This window comes from Mesorhizobium sp. M5C.F.Ca.IN.020.32.2.1, from assembly GCF_004023105.1.
Taxonomy (GTDB): Bacteria; Pseudomonadota; Alphaproteobacteria; order Rhizobiales; family Rhizobiaceae; genus Mesorhizobium; species Mesorhizobium wenxiniae.
The window spans coordinates 1-16899 of the sequence record NZ_RZSX01000024.1 but is presented as its reverse complement, the minus strand read 5'-3'; the positions used below and the strand labels follow the sequence as shown (position 1 = coordinate 16899).

Annotated in this window: 16 protein-coding genes and 2 pseudogenes; 4 read left to right on the top strand and 14 right to left on the bottom strand. The window is 67.0% G+C overall.

Annotated features, from left to right (window positions below; genetic code table 11):
* The 4 genes and pseudogenes from EOA86_RS02350 to EOA86_RS02335 all read left to right on the top strand — a co-directional run.
* Nucleotides 1-797 (top strand): annotated as a pseudogene (locus EOA86_RS02350) (tyrosine-type recombinase/integrase); the annotation flags it as partial.
* Between the two features lie 335 nt (nucleotides 798-1132).
* The gene (locus tag EOA86_RS02345; protein ID WP_128340601.1) at nucleotides 1133-2599 is read left to right on the top strand and encodes a hypothetical protein; all 1467 of its coding nucleotides are present in this window, start codon (nucleotides 1133-1135) and stop codon (nucleotides 2597-2599) included.
* The gene (locus EOA86_RS02340) at nucleotides 2596-4722 is read left to right on the top strand and encodes a hypothetical protein (RefSeq protein ID WP_245497087.1); all 2127 of its coding nucleotides are present in this window, start codon (nucleotides 2596-2598) and stop codon (nucleotides 4720-4722) included. Before EOA86_RS02345 ends, EOA86_RS02340 begins: the two co-directional genes overlap by 4 nt.
* Nucleotides 4719-5156 (top strand): hypothetical protein, encoded by a 438-nt coding sequence (locus EOA86_RS02335; RefSeq protein ID WP_128340600.1) that lies wholly within the window; start codon nucleotides 4719-4721, stop codon nucleotides 5154-5156. Before EOA86_RS02340 ends, EOA86_RS02335 begins: the two co-directional genes overlap by 4 nt.
* On the opposite strand, the gene EOA86_RS02330 is transcribed toward EOA86_RS02335, so the two are convergent.
* From EOA86_RS02330 to traG, 14 genes and pseudogenes are all read right to left on the bottom strand, one after another.
* A complete protein-coding gene (locus EOA86_RS02330) occupies nucleotides 5093-5383 on the bottom strand; it encodes a DUF2274 domain-containing protein (protein WP_128340599.1) in 291 nt (96 codons plus the stop codon). The genes EOA86_RS02335 and EOA86_RS02330 overlap by 64 nt on opposite strands.
* Nucleotides 5384-5427: 44 nt before the next feature.
* A pseudogene (locus tag EOA86_RS02325) lies at nucleotides 5428-5535 on the bottom strand (DUF2274 domain-containing protein); the annotation flags it as partial.
* A complete protein-coding gene (locus tag EOA86_RS02320) occupies nucleotides 5532-6710 on the bottom strand; it encodes a TrbI/VirB10 family protein (RefSeq protein ID WP_128340597.1) in 1179 nt (392 codons plus the stop codon). The pseudogene EOA86_RS02325 and the gene EOA86_RS02320, both read right to left, overlap by 4 nt.
* Nucleotides 6707-7696 (bottom strand): P-type conjugative transfer protein TrbG, encoded by a 990-nt coding sequence (trbG, locus tag EOA86_RS02315; protein WP_128340596.1) that lies wholly within the window; start codon nucleotides 7694-7696, stop codon nucleotides 6707-6709. Before trbG ends, EOA86_RS02320 begins: the two co-directional genes overlap by 4 nt.
* Nucleotides 7693-8382: a conjugal transfer protein TrbF gene (trbF, locus tag EOA86_RS02310; protein ID WP_128340595.1), complete on the bottom strand. Its 690-nt coding sequence runs from the start codon at nucleotides 8380-8382 to the stop codon at nucleotides 7693-7695. The genes trbG and trbF overlap by 4 nt, the downstream gene beginning before the upstream one ends.
* Nucleotides 8379-9734, bottom strand: coding sequence for a P-type conjugative transfer protein TrbL (trbL, locus tag EOA86_RS02305; protein ID WP_128340594.1), 1356 nt, complete (start codon nucleotides 9732-9734; stop codon nucleotides 8379-8381). Before trbL ends, trbF begins: the two co-directional genes overlap by 4 nt.
* 2 nt (nucleotides 9735-9736) lie before the next feature.
* The gene (trbK-alt, locus tag EOA86_RS02300) at nucleotides 9737-10006 is read right to left on the bottom strand and encodes a putative entry exclusion protein TrbK-alt (RefSeq protein ID WP_128340593.1); all 270 of its coding nucleotides are present in this window, start codon (nucleotides 10004-10006) and stop codon (nucleotides 9737-9739) included.
* 21 nt (nucleotides 10007-10027) lie between these two features.
* On the bottom strand, nucleotides 10028-10807 hold the full coding sequence (trbJ, locus tag EOA86_RS02295) for a P-type conjugative transfer protein TrbJ (RefSeq protein WP_128340592.1): 780 nt from the start codon (nucleotides 10805-10807) through the stop codon (nucleotides 10028-10030).
* A complete protein-coding gene (gene trbE, locus EOA86_RS02290; RefSeq protein WP_128340591.1) occupies nucleotides 10804-13278 on the bottom strand; it encodes a conjugal transfer protein TrbE in 2475 nt (824 codons plus the stop codon). The genes trbJ and trbE overlap by 4 nt, the downstream gene beginning before the upstream one ends.
* A gap of 9 nt (nucleotides 13279-13287) precedes the next feature.
* A complete protein-coding gene (locus EOA86_RS02285; RefSeq protein ID WP_128340590.1) occupies nucleotides 13288-13551 on the bottom strand; it encodes a VirB3 family type IV secretion system protein in 264 nt (87 codons plus the stop codon).
* The gene (locus EOA86_RS02280; protein WP_128340589.1) at nucleotides 13551-13883 is read right to left on the bottom strand and encodes a TrbC/VirB2 family protein; all 333 of its coding nucleotides are present in this window, start codon (nucleotides 13881-13883) and stop codon (nucleotides 13551-13553) included. The genes EOA86_RS02285 and EOA86_RS02280 overlap by 1 nt, the downstream gene beginning before the upstream one ends.
* Entirely contained in the window at nucleotides 13880-14821 is a 942-nt protein-coding gene (gene trbB / locus EOA86_RS02275; protein ID WP_128340588.1) for a P-type conjugative transfer ATPase TrbB, read from the bottom strand. The genes EOA86_RS02280 and trbB overlap by 4 nt, the downstream gene beginning before the upstream one ends.
* A 207-nt stretch (nucleotides 14822-15028) precedes the next feature.
* Complete coding sequence (locus EOA86_RS02270) at nucleotides 15029-15478, bottom strand: CopG family transcriptional regulator (protein WP_128340587.1); 450 nt, start codon at nucleotides 15476-15478, stop codon at nucleotides 15029-15031.
* A gap of 8 nt (nucleotides 15479-15486) precedes the next feature.
* The coding region (gene traG, locus EOA86_RS02265; RefSeq protein ID WP_128340586.1) for an IncP-type conjugal transfer protein TraG at nucleotides 15487-16899 on the bottom strand (1413 nt) is incomplete at its 5' end.

The window sequence follows — 16899 nt, the reverse complement described above, 5'->3', positions numbered from 1 at the left end:
GCAACGCCCTGTTCGCGGAACTGCTGGTCACGACTGGGCTGCGCCTGGAGGAAGCCACAAGCCTGCTTGCGATAGAGTTGCCGGCAGTCGACCGGTCCCACTCAGCGCCGAAGTCCGTCCCATTCCGGCTTCCGGCCTCGATTGCGAAGGGTGGAAGAGGGCGCGAGATCCGGATACCGGTCCGACTCCTGCGGCGGCTTGCCGACTATGTGGCAATCGAGCGGGCTAACGCGCTTGTCGACTGCCGCCATCCGGCTTCCGAACCGATCGTTATCAGAGACGAGCCGGACCGGACCAGCGTCATCATGGTGGACAATGCGGGGGTCGTCAGGCGTGTGCGTCTCGATGTTCTGACCCCACGCGATCGAAGGCGGCTCCTCACGGAGCGTGGCGAGCCCTTGGCATTGTGGCTCAATGAGGCGGGCCGGCCGATGACGCCAGCCGCCTGGTCGCTCGTGTTCCGGCGCGCCAGTGCTCGGTGTCGCGCTCTAGGGATCGACATTGACGTCCGGGCGCACGCGCTGCGCCATGCCTTCGCAGTCCACATGCTCTCCATGCTGATCCGCGAGCAGATTGGATCGGTGCTGGCCAAGGGCCCGGTGGACGAGCCGGGCGCCGCGGCTTACCGCCGGATGATCGGCGATCCGCTGCAGAAGCTGCAACGCCTCATGGGGCACGCCAGCATCGCCAGCACCTACATCTATCTGGATAGCCTGGAAGAAAGCCGGGAACTGGTCGAGGCCGCAGCGGCGCGCTGGGGCGCCGCGCTTGAGGCGGAACCGGGGAACGTTTCATGAGCGGTCGGCGAGCAAACTTTCCGCCGCCGGAGACCGCGCCGGCACGGCCGCTGGGATTGTTGCGTTTCGATGTGCCGATCGAGAACGGCGAGAGCGTAACCGTCGTTTTCGATGACGGGTCGCGGCCGCGGCTCGTCCGCGCCTTCACGGCGGCGCTGCATGACAGCCTGACGGCGCCAGGTGTCGTATGCACGCCCACCAAGGTCCGCACCCATGTCGAGCAGTTACGACGGTTCTTTCACTTCCTCGACGCCACGAACGAACCGATCGATACGATCGCCGCGCTCGGACCCGGGCTTTTCGATCGCTATGAAGCATGGCTGAAGCGACACACGATGGCCGGCGCCATTTTTCGCCGCCATCTCCTTTCCCGTCCCATCCTGCTTCTGCGGCGGATGGAAGAACAGAAGCCGGGTTCTCTCCCGCCGGCGCTTCTACCCAGGCTCACCTATCTTAGCCTGGAGCCCTACAAGAACAGCCGTCCGCGCGACGCCTACAGCACTGCCGTAGCCGCCCGCATCCGCCGTGCGGCCCGCAAGCAGGTGGTCGAAGCCGCGCGCCGGATCGTGCTGGGCGACGACCTGCCACGACCACCCGCCGACCTCCATCCCACCATCAAGGAGCGCTTCCAGCAACTCGTCGAAGGCATCGCACGGGATGGCTGGGCCATGTCGAAGGAACCGCTCTTCGACAGCATGCGTCAGCGCGCCATCTATCACGGCGCGCCGAGGCGAAAGGATTTGAGCTGCGCGGCGGTGCATGCGTGCTTTTATCTGACGGCCACGGATGTCGTGGCGTTCATCATCCTTATTTCGCTTGGGACCGGGATGGAGATCGAATGCCTGCGCACGTTGAAGGCCGAGTGCCTGAAGAACCCGGCCAGAGGCTTCGTCGACATCGCCTATTTCAAGCGCCGGGCGCACGGCACGGAATGGAAGACCATGCGAGTCCGCGACGGCGGCGTGATGACCCCCGGCGGCCTCCTGCGGCTCGCGATCAGGCTTACCGAGCGCGCGCGCAAGCGCCTCGGCTCCGACCGGTTGTGGGTCTGGGGCTGCCTGACCGGCCTGATCGACGGCATGACGCATGGCAGCCTGGCTGCCCGGTATTTCGTGCGGGACCATTGTCTCCTTGACGATCAAGGCAACGTGCTGCGGCTCGAGCTCTCGCGATTGCGCAAGACCTACAAGGCCGCGTGGTACGTCAAGACAGGGGGCCAGCTCGAGACTTTCGCGCAGGGCCACTCCGTCGAGGTGGCCGCGCAGCACTACGCCGACATCCCCGCGCTCCGGCACGTCCATGAGGCCACCATCGCGGCTGCCCTTAACGAGGCCCTGGCGACGGCGCAGCCGAACGAGCCCCGGATTCTGATACCGGCGCAGGAAGCGGCGATCCGCCGCGATCCGGACGACGCCGACCTTCCTGCCGCGATCGTAACCCGCGATGTGGTTCCGCTCTTCGATGGCGCCCAAGATGTGTGGCTCGCTGCTTGCGCGAACTTCTACGACAGCCCGTTCGGCAAGGCGGACCAAGCCTGCCCGTCGCCGTTCTGGGCATGTCTCGATTGCCGTAACGCGGTCATCACGGCGCGCAAGCTGCCAGCGCTGATCGCCTTCATGAACTTTACGCTCGAACAGCGCGGCCTCCTTGCGAGCGAGGACTGGGAGGCCAAGTTCGGGCGAGCCTGGCGGCGCATCAACGACCAGATCCTGCCGGCCTTTCCCCGGAGCGTCGTCGAGGCCGCGCGCAAGAGCGCGACAGCGGACCTCCTCTATCTGCCGCCTGAGGCGGGCGCGCCATGACCGCCATCGCGTCGACGACCCCGACCGAGACCTGGGCGATCTCTCGGACGCGGCGCGCCGACGAGATCGTCCTTGCGACACATGAGCTCAAGCCCGGCACAGAGGAGACAAGCCTGTCCCGGTTTATCGACGACCGCTGGGACCTCGCGCCCGCGATCTTTCGGGAGAACGTCCCGAGATCCCTTGTGACGGTCGATTTCACGAATCTCGAAGATCCGTGGCAGCAGCTGACGGCCAAGGAGTTCATCTGGGCGCGCATGAACGAGGCCTCGCCGCTGCCGACGCAGGCCCGTCTGGCGCCGACCATGGCGCGCGCCACGCTTCACATGCTGTCAGGATTCATGGCCTTCGTCGCCCATCACGCGGGCCGGTTTGCGATGCATCTGGTCGATCAGGCGCTGCTCGACGCCTATCTCGCCGAGGTGAAGCGCCAGCCGGGTCGTACCCCGGAGCGCATCGCTCACATCATCGACGTTCCCCTCATGCTCGACCGCTACGGCCGGTTTCTGACCCTAGGCAGCTTCTCCTGCCGGCCGTGGCGCGGCCGTCCCGCCGTGCGGGTGGCCGGGGTCATGCCGCGGCCGATGACCGCCGAGAACCGCACCCCGCGCATCCCCGAGCCCGTCATTGGGGCAATGCTGCGATGGTCGCTCAAATACATCGACGTTTTTGCCGAGGACATCTTCGCCGCGCGCGCTGCGCTCGACCGGCTCGAACAGGCGCGCAAGCAAGCGCGGAACGGCATGGCCCTGTCGGACCGTCTCGATATCTACATCGGCCGGCGCTGCGGCGAGGGGCGCGGCATTCCGGTGCGCACCACGACAACGCCCGGACAGGTCGAGCCGGGCATCAATTTTCACCTGATCGGACTCCAGCTTGGCTGCCACGCGCGCCACCTCATTGGCCGCCCGTTGCTGCGACGGCGCCTGGAACGAGCGCTTGCACGCCTCGGCGGCGAGGTCGGTGGCCTGGACAGTCCCATCGCCATTGATCCGGACACCGGTCGCCCCTGGCGGGAGCGGTTCGACGGGCGCAGTCTCGAACAGGAAGAGCGGATGCTCCAGGCCGCCGCCTACATCGTCTGCGCCTACCTGACCGGCATGCGCGACAGCGAGTTACAGGCGATGCGGGTGGGCTGCCTGTCCACCAGCCCCAGCGCCGATGGCCTCATCGACCGCCATCGCATCACAAGCACGGTCTACAAGTCGAGAACGGCAGCCGGCGAGGAAGCCGAGTGGGTGACTATCGCTCCGGTGGCCCGGGCAATCGACATCGCGGAGCGGCTGAGCCGGCGGCAGCGCGATGCCCGTGGCGCCGTTTCCATCTGGCAGACGCTAGCGATGGATAAGGGCAACGAAGCCGAGTTGCGAGGCGGCACACTCGCGCTCATCAATAACTTTCGCGCCCACCTCGATGCCCAGGCAGGCCAAGAGCCGGCGATCCCGCATATGGATGGCCGCCCTTGGTGGTTCACGTCGCGGCAGTTCAGGCGGACGCTCGCTTGGCATATCGCCAACCGGCCCTTCGGCACTGTTGCCGGCAAAATCCAGTATAAGCACGCCTCGGTCGCTATCTTCGAAGGCTATGCGGGTTCCAGCCCGTCGGGGTTCCGGATCGAGGTCGAACAGGAGCGCGCGCTCGGCCAACTCGATGACGTGGTTTCCTATTACGAGGACACGATCAGGCGCGGATTGCCGCCAACTGGACCCGCCGCGGCGCGGCTGCGACGCGAGTTCGAGCATATCTGCGACAAGCTGGGCGACCTGCCGGGCCGGATCGTCGATTCGCAGCGACTGCGGGCGATGCTCGCGCATCTTGGGCGCACGCTCCACGTTGGGTTGCTGGCGGACTGCTTCTTCGATCCGGACACCGCGCTCTGCCTCGATCGGGAGGAGGCGCCGGTCGAGCGCAGCGCACCAGCGCTGTCCCATTGCCGTCCGGACCGCTGTCCGAACGCGTGCATCACACGCCGTCACTTGGCGCCCTGGCAGGCGTCGATCGCTGAGGGCGAACGGATGCTCGGAGAAGGCCGGCTCTCGCCGCTTCAACGACAGGCGCTCTTGCAGGACAACGAACGCAAACGCAGCCTCATCGCGCCGCTCATCGAAGGAGGCCCGCAATGACAAGGTCGATCAGCGCGGACGCGGTCGCCGCCGTTGAGGCGGCCATGGCCCGACTGCTGCGCGAAACGGCGACGGGAGAGGAATTGACCGTCTCTCGCCTGGCCGCCGAAGCCGGGCTCTCCCGCGCGACGCTCTACCGGGCACCGGAGCTGCTTGCGCGGTTTCGGGAAGCGGCCGCAACTCGGCAACCAACCAGGACACCATCGGCGCCCGTTGATCGCATTCGTCAGCTCGAGGCCGAGATTGCCGCACTGCGCGGCCGCGAGACCGATGAGCTTCGCGCCCTGCGAACGGCCAACACGCGCATGGCGCAGCACATCCAGGCCCTCAGCCTGCTTGTCGGCGAGCTGGAACGACGGATTGCTCAGCTTCAAGCCGAGTCGCCGCCGGACTCACTCCGCGTTGTGCGGCTCGCCGTGCCCACCTCGCGTTGACGGTTTTGTCCCCGCGCCGCTTGTGCCTTGCGGCTGCGATAGCCGCGATCCGAGCGGATGAAGGCCTCGATCATATGCGGGATCAGAGCCGCTGCCTCGACGGGCTCATACAGGCGGCTGTATTCCGCCGCATAGCGCTCCAGTTCCTCCTTGAGCGGCTCGGGGAGTGTGATCGTCATGCGCGCTGTCCCGAGCTTTGGTAACGGGCCAAGTTTCAGGTTCGCCATGCGCCGTCTCCTGTAGAAAATGCGACAGAGACATGTTGACCGTTCAGATAATCCGCATAGCAGACCAGGTCACGATGCAATGCAGCCGGGAGCTCAACGGTGACCTTGACGGGCTTGTCGTCGGGAATGGCGCCGAGCTTCAGCTTCATCATTGGACCGCTCCATAAGGCTCGAGTACGAGATCGCGGGTAACGATCACCCTGACCGGGAACCCCGGCCTGATGGTCAGCGTCGGCGCGACCTGCAACTGTCGTTGGACGATCTGCTGGCCGGCATCGTTGATGGTGTCCTGGGCGCCGCTGCGGATCGCCTGGATCAGGCGGTCCTCGTCGTCCATCGTCAGCTCCGCGCCGACGGCGAGCAGCGTCGACAGGCCCGCGGCCTTCATCAAATCCCACCAATGATAATCGACGCCATCCTCTAGCCCGGCATAACCCTGGGTGTCGGCGCCAGGTTGACGCTCGAGAACGATGGAGCGGCCGTTGGGGAATATCAGCCGGTTCCAGACCAGCAGCACGCGCCGCTGGCCGAAGGCAACGGCATTGTCGTATTCGCCGATCAGCCTCGTTCCCTGCGGGACCAGGAGCACGCTGCCGGTCGGGCTGTCATAGATATGCTGGGTCACCTGCGCCGTGATCTGGCCGGGAAGGTCGGAGCGAATGCCGGTGATCAGGGCGGCCGGGATCACCGATCCAGCCTGAAGGACGAATGGCGATGCCGGCGCGGCCACCCTGTCGGGCGCGACTGTACGTCGATCGACCGCCGCATTGAGGAAGGCAAGCTTCCGGTCTTGTGTGCCGGAACCGGACAAGCCTGGTTCCGAGCCGCCAGCCGTCGGCTGGAATGCGGGCAGATCTGACGCTGCCGAAGCCTTGGTCTGGAAGAATATCTCGCTGGTGCGCGCGGCTTCCATTTCGGCGAGACGGCGCTGCTCTGCGGCATCGGGCTGCGGAACCGGAGCGATCGTGGCGGGAACATCGCGACCTTTCTCGCGGGCCCTCACGATCGGGCCACCGAGATCGCCCGGGAGCGGCGGTCCGAGCTGTGGAATGCCGCTATAGTCCGAAGGCAGGCCCTGCAGGCCGTCGGCGGTCTGCCTGCGGTCGGTGGTGAAGAGCTCCTCCTGGTGCGCCTGTCGGTCCGCGTTCTGCAGCGCATAGATCAACGCGCCTCCGATGCCGAGGCCGGCAACCAGACCCACACAGGCCAGCACGCGGCGCGAGATGCGCGTGACGCGCGGTGGCTCGGCGCGCAGCCGCATGGCATCCGCCGTCTCGCGCGTCGATGACGGCATTTCTGTTTCCGTTTCAGCGCCGGTCTTGCTCATGAGGATGGCCTCCCGTCGGTACGCACGATCCTGACGGTCTGCTGCCGGTCGCCGCTGCCGAGCCGCAGCTCGGCGGCGCCGAACAGGCGGTCGACGATCATGATGTTCTGGTGGATGCGGCTGTTGACGATCTCGGGCTGGCCGTCCGGACCAATGACGAAGATCGGAGGCATCTCGCCCTGCACGATGCCGCGCGGAAACTCGACATAGACCTGACGCCCGTCGTCATAGACCGACACCGGTCGCCAGGGCGGCCTGTCGCCGGTCAGCCCGTAGCGATGGTTGCGCGCCGCCCGGACCGGGATGATCGGGCTTGCCGGTATGTGGGCTCGCTGTGATGCGACCCGCGGATAGGCCCATGCCACTGACGGCATGTACGGCATTTCGCCGGATCGCAGCTCGATCATGTAAGTGCGGCGGTCGGTGGTGATGACCAGGTTGGTGGTGATATCCGCCCGTGTCGGCTTTACCAGCACATGCACCCGCCGGTTCGCGCCGCTGCCGCTCTCGGTGTCGCCGATGATCCAGCGCGCGGTGTCGCCGGCGGCGATCGGTCCGGCGCCGGTCAGGCTCTCGCCGGGCTCGAGCGCGATGTTGGTGATCTGCCCGGGCGCAGCATAGACCTGGTACAGCGCGCCCTCGCTCCAGGGATAGATCTGGATCGCATTGTAGTATCCCTCCTTTCGCGGCTCGACGCGCGCAGCGACGTTGGCGTTCTCGACGCGAGCGGCGGGTGTGCTCGCGGGATTGCCGCCCTTGGAAGGAGTCCAGGCTGGCGGTACGAGGATGGGCCGCGGCGTCGCCTCGCCGGTGCTGACTGTGACGGCGGGCAGCGGCGGCACGTCGGCGTCATAGCTGATCTGCGGTGGCTTCCGGGCCGTGGCGCAGGCTGCCAGCGTCACAGTGGTGGCGAGCAGAACGCCGATCGTGGAGACGGATTTACGGAAAGCCGGACCTTCGGTTCGGCGGAATGACGGTCGGTTCATTGTCCGAGCTCCCGAGACCAGTTGATGGCATTGACGAAGACGCCGAGCGGATTGCGGCGCAGGCGCTCGGCATCGCGCGGCGGCTCGATGACGACGGTCAGGATGGCTGTCCACCGCTCCGTGCCTGCGAGCTGGCCGTTCTCATAGCGGCGCTCGGTCCAGGCGACGCGGAAGCTGTCTGGGGAGGCGCGGATCACGCTCGAGACCTCGACCGCGACCTGCTGGCGCCCGACCCGGGTGAACGGGTCGGCCGAGCGCGCATGGTCGTTGAGCGCGGCCGCGCCGCGATCCGTGGCGAATTCATAGGCGCGCAGCCAGTTCTGGCGTACCACGATCGGGTCGGCGGGCAGGCTGCGGACCTGTTCGATGAAGCGGGCCAGATGGAAGGCGATCTGCGGATCGGTCGGCCGATAATCGGCGACCGCAGGCTCGACCGCGCGAGCCTCGCCGGTTCGATCGACCTCGACCACCCACGGCACGACGGTGCCGCGCGCCGACTGCCAGACCAGCGCGCTGGCGAAACCGGCCGACAGGATCAGGCAGCCGAAGGCCATCAGCCGCCAGTTCTTCGCCTGCACGCGGGCGGAGCCGATGCGCTCGTCCCAGACCTGGGCGGCGCGCTGATAGGGCGTCTCGGGTTCCGGCGTCTTGCCGTAGTGCGTTGCTGGTCGCTTGTAGAACGTCATGTGCGATCCTTTTCGGAAAGGCTGACGGAGGCGCCGCCGCCGTGACTATCGCCGGAGCGGACCGCATGGGCGGCTGCCATGGCGCCGTGGCTCATGCCCCGGCTTTGCCGCATGCGGCGTGCCCAGACGGGTGGACTGTCCTTGGCGGTGGGTGGTGCTGAGGGCTCGGCCGTGCCGCGGACGGTGCCCATGGAGGATGACCCGCCCGTCGCCTCGAACGCGGCCTTGCCGCCGGTATCAAAGGAGGAGCTCAGGGTTTTGGAGGCACGCGACGCGGCGCGCTTGAGGGGCGAGACCATGGCGCCCCCGGCCGCGCGGGCAACGCCTCCAAGGCCCGCGGCAACGGAGGCTGGCCCGCTCTCGCCCGCAGAGGCGAGCGAATAGGACGTCGATGCGCCCCCGGCGAGTGCCGCGCCGCCATGTATACCTCTAGCGCCGGCCGACCATGCGCCCCGTCCGCCCTTCGCGGCGAGCATGGCGCTGCCACCGGCAGCGACGATGGCGCCGCCGGCCGCAAGGCCAGTTCCGACGGCGGCGCCGGCACCCAGCTGCGGGCCGCCAGAGACGATGCCGTTGGCGATGCCCGGTCCGAAAATGCCGAGGCCCAGCAACGAGAGGGCCGCCAGAACGATGGCCATCGCATCATCGATGGTCGGCTGCTCGGTGCCGAAGCCGGACGTGAACTCGCCGAACAGGGTCGAGCCGATGCCGATGATGACGGCCAGCACCAGGATCTTGATCCCGGAGGAGATGACATTGCCGAGCACGCGCTCGGCCATGAAGGCCGACTGGCTGAACAGGCCGAACGGGATCAGGACAAAGCCGGCGAGCGTCGTCAGCTTGAACTCGATCAGCGTCACGAAGAGCTGTACGGCAAGGATGAAGAAGGCGAGGAGCACGAGCGCCCAGGCAAACAGCAGGCAGGCGATCTGGATGAAGTTCTCGAAGAAGCTCCAGTAACCCATTAGATCCGCGATGGATTCGAGAAGCGGACGGGCGGCATCAAGCCCGGTCTGGGCGACGCGGCCGGGGCGCATCAGGTCCGCCACCGAAAAGCCGGTGCCCGACGCCATGAGGCCGAGTCCGGCGAAGCTGTCGAAGACGATCTTTGCCAAGCCGTTCCAGTTAGAGATCAGGTAGGCGAAGACGCCGACGAAGATCGTCTTCTTGACGAGGCGCGCAATGATGTCCTCGTCCGCGCCCCAGGCCCAGAACAAAGCCGCGAGCGTGATGTCGATAACGATCAGCGTCGAGGCGATGAAGGCCACCTCGCCACCCAACAGGCCGAAGCCGCTGTCGATGTAGGAGGTGAAGACCCCGAGAAAACGATCGATGACGCCGGTGCCTTCCATCGTCAGCGTCCTTCCGAAGGCGCGAGGAAACGGCGGCGGTTTTCCTGCCAGGCGGCGAGGCACTCGCCATCGCGGGTCGCGGCCTCGCCCATCTCCTGGCAGCGCCGGAGCCTGCCGCGCATTGGATCGGTGCGCGGCATTTCCGTGCCGATCCTGGGCGATGGACGCGTGGCAGCCGAGAGGTCCTCCCGCGCGCGGTGGACCGCCTCAGCTGTTATGGCCACGGCGAGCACGATCACCAGGCCAAGTCGGGCGAACATCTTGCCGTCCATGATTACCCCCTTTGGTCGGGTTCAGTTGCTGCCCGGGAACATCTGCGCATTGCCCGGCTGATAGCCGGCGCCAGGCTCGAGGAAGCGCCGGCGCTGCTCGCGGCCCTGTTCGGCGGCGGCGGCCTGCTCGGCGGCCGACAGCGCCTCGGCGCGGCCATTGGCGGCGAGGAGGGCAGTCAAGTCGGTGAGTTGCTGGGCCTGAAGGGCGAGAATCTGATTGCCGGCCTGGGTTGCTTGCAGCGCGCCCGTCGCGCCCTGGCTTTCTCCGACCAGGGCTGAGAGTTCCTCGCGCTGGGTATCGATGTTTTCGACGACGCCGGCCTGGACGCGCATGGCGTCCTGCAGGGCGCCGACAGTGTTGCCCCAGCGCTCACGGGCCAGCTCGATGAGCTGTTGATCGGAGGCGGAGAGATCCATGTCGGCGTATTGCTCGGAGAAGAACCGGTCGATCTGCTGCACGTCGAAGGCGATGCGCTGGGCCTCGCCCAAGAGCTGCTGGGTACGCTGAACCGATTGCTGCAGCTTCTGAAGGGACGAGTAGGGCAGGCTGGCGAGATTGCGTGCCTGGTTGATGAGCATCTGGGCTTCGTTCTGGAGGCTCTGGATCTGATTGTTGATCTGTTCGAGCGCCCGCGCGGCCTGAAGCACGTTCTCGGCATAGTTCGACGGGTCGAACACGATGTCGCCGAAGCCGAACAGGGCGTGCGCCGGCGTCACGGCGACAGGCGACAGCGCCGCCGGCACCAGAAGCACGGTGGTGTTGATGAGAATGGCGTAGATGCGCGAGCGAAAACGGCTCATGGGGAAACCTCTTGGCTGGGTTGATCGAGTTTCGCCGTGGGGGCGGCGAGATTGGTAAGGTCAGGGATGAGGTCGGACGCCCAGTCGAGGTCGTGGGCGCGCAGCCAGGCGGCGAGGAAACCTTCGCGCCCATGCTCGGCCAGCACGTCTTCGATCCGGGCATGATCGGACTTGGCGGAAGCAGCGCAGAGCGCTAGCGCCACCTCGCCGAGGCCGAGCTCGAACAGGCGATTGCCGCGGCGGGACTGGGCATAGTAGTCCCGCTTGGGCATTGCCCGCGCGATGATCTCGATCTGCCGATGATTGAGACCAAAGCGTCGGTAGATGGCGGTGATCTGCGGCTCGATCGCCCGGTCGTTCGGCAACAGGATGCGGGTGTGGCAGGAGTCGATGATCTCGGCGGCGATCGTGCTCTTCTCGAGCTGAGCGAGAGACTGGGTGGCGAAGACGACGCTGGCATTCTTCTTGCGCAGCGTGACCAGCCACTCGGCGAGCTGCCTGGAGAAGCCGGGATCGCTCAGTGCCAGCCAACCCTCGTCGACGATCACGAGCGTCGGTCGGCCGTCGAGGCGTCCGGCGATGCGGTGGAACAGGTAAGCGAGCGCGGCCGGTGCCGCCCCGGTGCCGAGCAGACCTTCGGTCTCGAAGGCGAGCACAGAGGCCTGGCCGAGGCTTTCCACTTCCGCGTCGAGCAGTCGGCCGTAGGCGCCACCGACGCAGTAGGGCTGGAGCGCGCGCTTGAGATCATTGGACTGGAGCAGCACTGTGAGGCCGGTGATGGTCCGCTCCTCGAGCGGCGCCGAGGCGAGCGAGGTGAGCGCCGTCCAGAGGTGCTCCTTCACCTCGGGCGTGATGGTGACGCCCTCGCGGGTGAGGATGGCAACGAACCAGTCGGCTGCCCAAGCGCGCTCCGGCGTATGGCCGATGCCGGCCAGAGGCTGAAACGAAACCGACGACTCGGTTCCGTCGGTGAGTTCACCACCGATATCGTGCCAGTCGCCGCCCATGGCGAGCGAGGCAACGCGGATTGACCCGCCGAAGTCGAAGGCAAAGACCTGGGCGTTGTCGTAGCGCCGGAACTGCAAGGCGATCAGCGCCAGCAGCACGGACTTTCCCGCGCCCGTCGGTCCGACGACGAGGGTGTGTCCGACATCGCCGACATGAAGAGACAACCGGAACGGGGTCGAGCCTTCCGTCCTGCCATAAAGCAGAGGGGGCGCGCGGAAGTGCTCGTCCCGTTCCGGCCCCGCCCACACCGCCGAGAGCGGGATCATGTGGGCGAGATTGAGTGTGCTGATCGGCGGCTGGCGCACATTGGCGTAGAGGTGGCCGGGCAGCGTGCCGAGCCAGGCGTCGACCGCGTTGATGGTCTCCACCATGCCGGTGAAGTCGCGGCCCTGGATGACCTTCTCGACCAGCCGCAGCTTTTCGTCGGCGACTCGGGCGTCGGTGTCCCAGACGGTCACGGTCGCGGTGACGTAGGCCTCACCGGCATAGTCGGCACCGAGCTCCTGCAAAGCTTGGTCCGCATCGGCGGCCTTGTTGGCCGCGTCGGTGTCGACCAGCACGGAGGCCTCGTTGGTCAGCACCTCCTTGACGATCGCCGCGATCGACTTGCGCTTGGCGAACCACTGGCGGCGGATTTTCGTCACGAGCCTGGTGGCGTCGGTCTTGTCGAGCAGGATGGCGCGCGTCGACCAGCGATAGGGGAAGGCGAGGCGGTTGAGCTCATCGAGGATGCCGGGGGTCGTCGCCGCCGGAAAACCGATAATGGTGAGGACGCGCAGATGCGCGTCGCCAAGACGTGGCTCCAGGCCGCCGGCGAGCGGCTGGTCGGCCAGCAGCGCGTCGAGATACATCGGCGTCTCTGGGACGCCGACGCGATGGCGCTTGGTCGAGACCGTGGAGTGCAGGTAAGTCAGCGTCTCGGCATCATCGAGCCAGCGGCATTCGGGCATGAAGCCGTCGAGCAGCGCGAGCACACGATCGGTGCGATCGACGAAGCCGCGCAGGATCTCCCAGGGATTCACGCCGGTCTGCTCGCGGCCCTCATAGAGCCAGGTCTCGGCGCGCGCCGTGTCTTCAGCCGGCGGCAGATAGGCGAAGGTGAGAAAATAACTCGACTCGAAGTGCGTGCCCGCTTCCTCGAAATCGGCCTTGCGCTCGGCATCAATCAGTGCCGAGGCGGCATCAGGGAAGGTGCTCTTCGGATAGGTCGCGGCCTCGTGGCGCTGCGCCTCGACAAAGATGCTCCAGCCCGAGCCTAAACGGCGAAAGGCGTTGTTGAGGCGGCCGGCGACGCCAACCAGCTCGGCCGGCACGGAACTGTCGAGGTCGGGACCGCGGAATTTGGCGGTGCGCTGGAAGCTGCCGTCCTTGTTGAGGACGACTCCTTCCCCGACCAGGGCGGCCCAGGGAAGGTAGTCGGCGAGGCGGGCACCGGTGCGGCGGTATTCGGCAAGGTTCATCATCGCCGCACCTCAGATGCCCAGATGCGCGGGGATGCGCAGATGCCGGCGCACAACCTCGACGAAAAGCGGATCGCGCCGCGCCGCCCAGACGGCGGCAAGGTGCCCGACCGCCCAGAGCGCGATGCCGACCAGCCAGAGCCGCAAGCCCAGACCCAGGGCCGCCGCCAGCGTGCCGTTCAGAATCGCAACCGAGCGCGGCGCGCCGCCGAGCAGGATCGGCTCGGTCAGCGCGCGGTGCACAGGCGCGGTGAATCCGGGGACCTGCTCGTCCATCAGACCAGCGCTCCGCCGCCGAAGGAGAAGAAGGAGAGGAAGAAGCTCGATGCCGCGAAGGCGATGCTGAGTCCGAAGACGATCTGGACCAGCCGCCGGAAGCCGCCCGCGGTGTCGCCGAAGGCCAGCGTCAGCCCGGTCACGATGATGATGATCACCGCGATGATCTTGGCGACGGGACCCTCGATGGATTCGAGGATCTGCTGCAGCGGCTCCTCCCACGGCATGGACGAGCCGGCCGCACAGGCGGCGTTTGTCATGGCGAGGGTCAGCGAGGTCGCAAGCGCAGTCGTTGCGATGCGTGCACGGGCGTGAAGGGTCGTCAGTGTCATTGCGGGGCTCCAGTGGGTTCGGGGGACGGGATGGCGGGAACAAGGTCGTAGTCGCCGGCAGCACCGAGCCCGGTCACTTGCGCGAGCTCGGCGAGACGCCGCCCCGAACCGCGACCGGAGAGCAGGGCGATGACGTCTATGGTCTCGGCGATCAGGGCGCGCGGCACCGTGACCACGGCTTCCTGGATGAGCTGTTCGAGGCGCCGCAGCGCGCCGACTGCCGTGCCGGCATGGATGGTGCCGATGCCGCCCGGATGGCCGGTCGACCAGGCCTTGAGCAGATCGAGCGCCTCGGCGCCGCGCACTTCACCGATTGGAATCCGGTCGGGCCTGAGCCGCAGCGAGGAGCGCACGAGGTCGGAGAGCGAGACGACGCCATCCTTCATCCTGAGCGCCACGAGGTTTGGCGCGGCGCATTGCAGCTCGCGCGTGTCCTCGATCAGCACCACGCGATCGCCGGTGCAGGCGACTTCGGCCAGGAGCGCATTGGTCAGCGTCGTCTTGCCGGTCGAGGTGCCGCCGGCGACGAGGATGTTCTTCCGCTCGACGACAGCCTGGCGGAGCGCGTCGGCCTGCGCGGCGGACATGATGCCGCCCGCCACATAGTCGCCGAGCGTGAACACCGCGACCGCCGGCTTGCGGATCGCGAAGGCGGGGGCGGCCACCACCGGCGGCAGCAGGCCTTCGAAGCGCTCCCCCGTCCCGGGAAGCTCCGCCGAAACGCGCGGCGCGCCGGCGTGGACCTCGGCGCCGACATGATGCGCGACAAGGCGGATGATGCGCTCGCCGTCGCTCGCCGAAAGCTGTTCGCCCGTGTCGGCGAGACCTTCGGCCAGCCGGTCGATCCAGAGCCGCCCATCGGGGTTGAGCATCACCTCGACGATCGCGGGGTCGTCGAGGAACCTGGCAACAGCGGGGCCGAGCGCGGTGCGCAGCATGCGCGTTCCGCGTTCGACCGCCACTGATGCCGGTGAAGAAACCACGACCACGTCCCCATTCCACTGTGGGCGCGCACGACGCGCGGCCCTGGATCGGGGACGAGTAGAGAAGGCACGAACGGGCGGGCTGCAACAAGCCTCAAGAGGCCGTCGTACCCTGGCGTGGAATTACAGGGAAAAGGCGGAGTGCCTCAGCTCGCGTCGACGCTACTGCGAGCCGCTTGCGGACGAATCGGAGGCTGGATGGATGTCTTCGGGGATCTCGCTGCGCAGTTTCGGCCCTTGCGCGAGGCGGCGGCCAAGGGCTGCGACGAAGGCGTCGTAACGTTTGCCGGACTGGGCGCGCGCGGCGGCCTGCGCCGGCTCGGGAAGCTGTGGTGTGGTGGTCAGCCAGAAGCGCACGAAGACCGCGAGCGTCTCCACCGAGATCCCGAGATCGCGTTCGAGGCGATTGAGGCGCCGATCGATCTGGTCGAGCCGCTTGGTCATCGCCGCTTCCTGCCGCTCGGCCGCGTCGGGTGAAAGGAAGGATGCGATAGCCGCCTCCGCGACGAGCGAGCGCGACAGGTCGCGCCGCGCCGCATGGTCCACCAGCGCCTTCATCACCGGCGGATCGAGATAGATGGAAAGACGCTGCTTCTTACCGGGTTTGGCCATGGCATACCTCACAACAGGCCGTCGCCGGGATCGAGGTCGGCCTGGCGGGCGATCCGCTGCATCGAGCGATCGAGATTGCGGGCGAGAACCGCGGCCTCGCCGTCGGCATCACGGTCGACGTCGAACTCGTCCTCAATGGCGGGCGCGGTCTCCGCGCTGATCTTGCTGCTGAGTTCAGGCTGCCGCCGCTTCTCGGATTCGGTCGGATCCTCGTCGTCGGCCGAAAGGATCGACGGAAGGTCGCAGGCGTCGAGATCGGGCCGTTTCGGAACGGCGAGGGCACTCCAATCGTCCGCCGCGGCCGCGGCAGGGTGCTGGATGCGTGGCGCAGGAAGGATGCGCTCGGTGAAGCGGGGATCCTCGTAATAGCGGGCCTTGCGCGCGCGGATCGGATGCACACCCGCCACCATGACGATCTCGTCGCTGGGCGGCAGTTGCATGACCTCGCCTGGCGTGAGCAGGGGCCGCGCCGTTTCCTGCCGCGAGATCATCAGATGACCGAGCCAGGGGGCGAGCCGGTGACCGGCATAGTTCTTCATCGCCCGCATCTCGGTCGCCGTGCCCAGCGCATCGGAGATACGCTTGGCCGTGCGCTCGTCATTGGTGGCGAACGAGACGCGCACGTGGCAATTGTCGAGGATCGAGTTGTTTGGCCCATAGGCCCGCTCGATCTGGTTGAGCGATTGGGCAATAAGGAACGCCTTCAGCCCGTAGCCAGCCATGAAGGCGAGAGCGGACTCGAAGAAGTCGAGGCGGCCGAGCGCCGGAAACTCGTCGAGCATCAGCAGGAGGCGATGCCGTCCGCTCCTGGCATTGAGATCCTCGGTCAAGCGACGCCCGATCTGGTTGAGCAGCAGGCGCACCAGCGGCTTGGTTCGATTGATGTCTGACGGCGGCACGACCAGGTAAAGCGTGGCCGGCCGATCGCCACCGACGATATCGGCGATGCGCCAGTCGCAGCGCGACGTCACCGTGGCCACGACGGGATCGCGGTATAGACCGAGGAAGCTCATGGCGGTGCTGAGCACGCCTGAGCGTTCGTTGTCGGACTTGTTGAGCAGCTCGCGCGCTGCCGAGGCGACCACGGGATGCGGACCGGCTTCGCCCAGGTGCCGCGTCTTCATCATGGCGGCCAGTGTTGCCTCGATCGAGCGCGCCGGGTCGGACAGGAAGTTGGCCACGCCTGCGAGCGTCTTGTCCTTCTCGGCGTAGAGGACATGGAGAATGGCGCCGACCAGCAGCGCGTGGGAGGTCTTCTCCCAATGATTGCGGCGCTCGAGGCTTCCCTCCGGATCGACTAGGATGTCGGCGATATTCTGGACGTCGCGCACCTCCCACTCGCCGCGGCGCACCTCGAGCAGCGGGTTGTAGGCCGAGGAGCCGGCGTTGGTCGGATCGAAAAGCAGCACGCCGCCATGCCG

Bases quoted from the DNA above. Each gene is read 5' to 3' on its own strand.
- EOA86_RS02270 (WP_128340587.1), bottom strand. From the start codon at position 15,478: ATGGCCAAACCCGGTAAGAAGCAGCGTCTTTCCATCTATCTCGATCCG.
- EOA86_RS02340 (WP_245497087.1), top strand. From the start codon at position 2,596: ATGACCGCCATCGCGTCGACGACCCCGACCGAGACCTGGGCGATCTCT.
- trbK-alt (WP_128340593.1), bottom strand. From the start codon at position 10,006: ATGGACGGCAAGATGTTCGCCCGACTTGGCCTGGTGATCGTGCTCGCC.
- EOA86_RS02285 (WP_128340590.1), bottom strand. From the start codon at position 13,551: ATGGACGAGCAGGTCCCCGGATTCACCGCGCCTGTGCACCGCGCGCTG.
- trbJ (WP_128340592.1), bottom strand. From the start codon at position 10,807: ATGAGCCGTTTTCGCTCGCGCATCTACGCCATTCTCATCAACACCACC.
- trbE (WP_128340591.1), bottom strand. From the start codon at position 13,278: ATGATGAACCTTGCCGAATACCGCCGCACCGGTGCCCGCCTCGCCGAC.
- EOA86_RS02335 (WP_128340600.1), top strand. From the start codon at position 4,719: ATGACAAGGTCGATCAGCGCGGACGCGGTCGCCGCCGTTGAGGCGGCC.
- EOA86_RS02330 (WP_128340599.1), bottom strand. From the start codon at position 5,383: ATGGCGAACCTGAAACTTGGCCCGTTACCAAAGCTCGGGACAGCGCGC.
- trbF (WP_128340595.1), bottom strand. From the start codon at position 8,382: ATGACGTTCTACAAGCGACCAGCAACGCACTACGGCAAGACGCCGGAA.
- EOA86_RS02280 (WP_128340589.1), bottom strand. From the start codon at position 13,883: ATGACACTGACGACCCTTCACGCCCGTGCACGCATCGCAACGACTGCG.
- EOA86_RS02320 (WP_128340597.1), bottom strand. From the start codon at position 6,710: ATGAGCAAGACCGGCGCTGAAACGGAAACAGAAATGCCGTCATCGACG.
- trbL (WP_128340594.1), bottom strand. From the start codon at position 9,734: ATGGAAGGCACCGGCGTCATCGATCGTTTTCTCGGGGTCTTCACCTCC.
- EOA86_RS02345 (WP_128340601.1), top strand. From the start codon at position 1,133: ATGGCCGGCGCCATTTTTCGCCGCCATCTCCTTTCCCGTCCCATCCTG.
- trbG (WP_128340596.1), bottom strand. From the start codon at position 7,696: ATGAACCGACCGTCATTCCGCCGAACCGAAGGTCCGGCTTTCCGTAAA.
- trbB (WP_128340588.1), bottom strand. From the start codon at position 14,821: ATGCTGCGCACCGCGCTCGGCCCCGCTGTTGCCAGGTTCCTCGACGAC.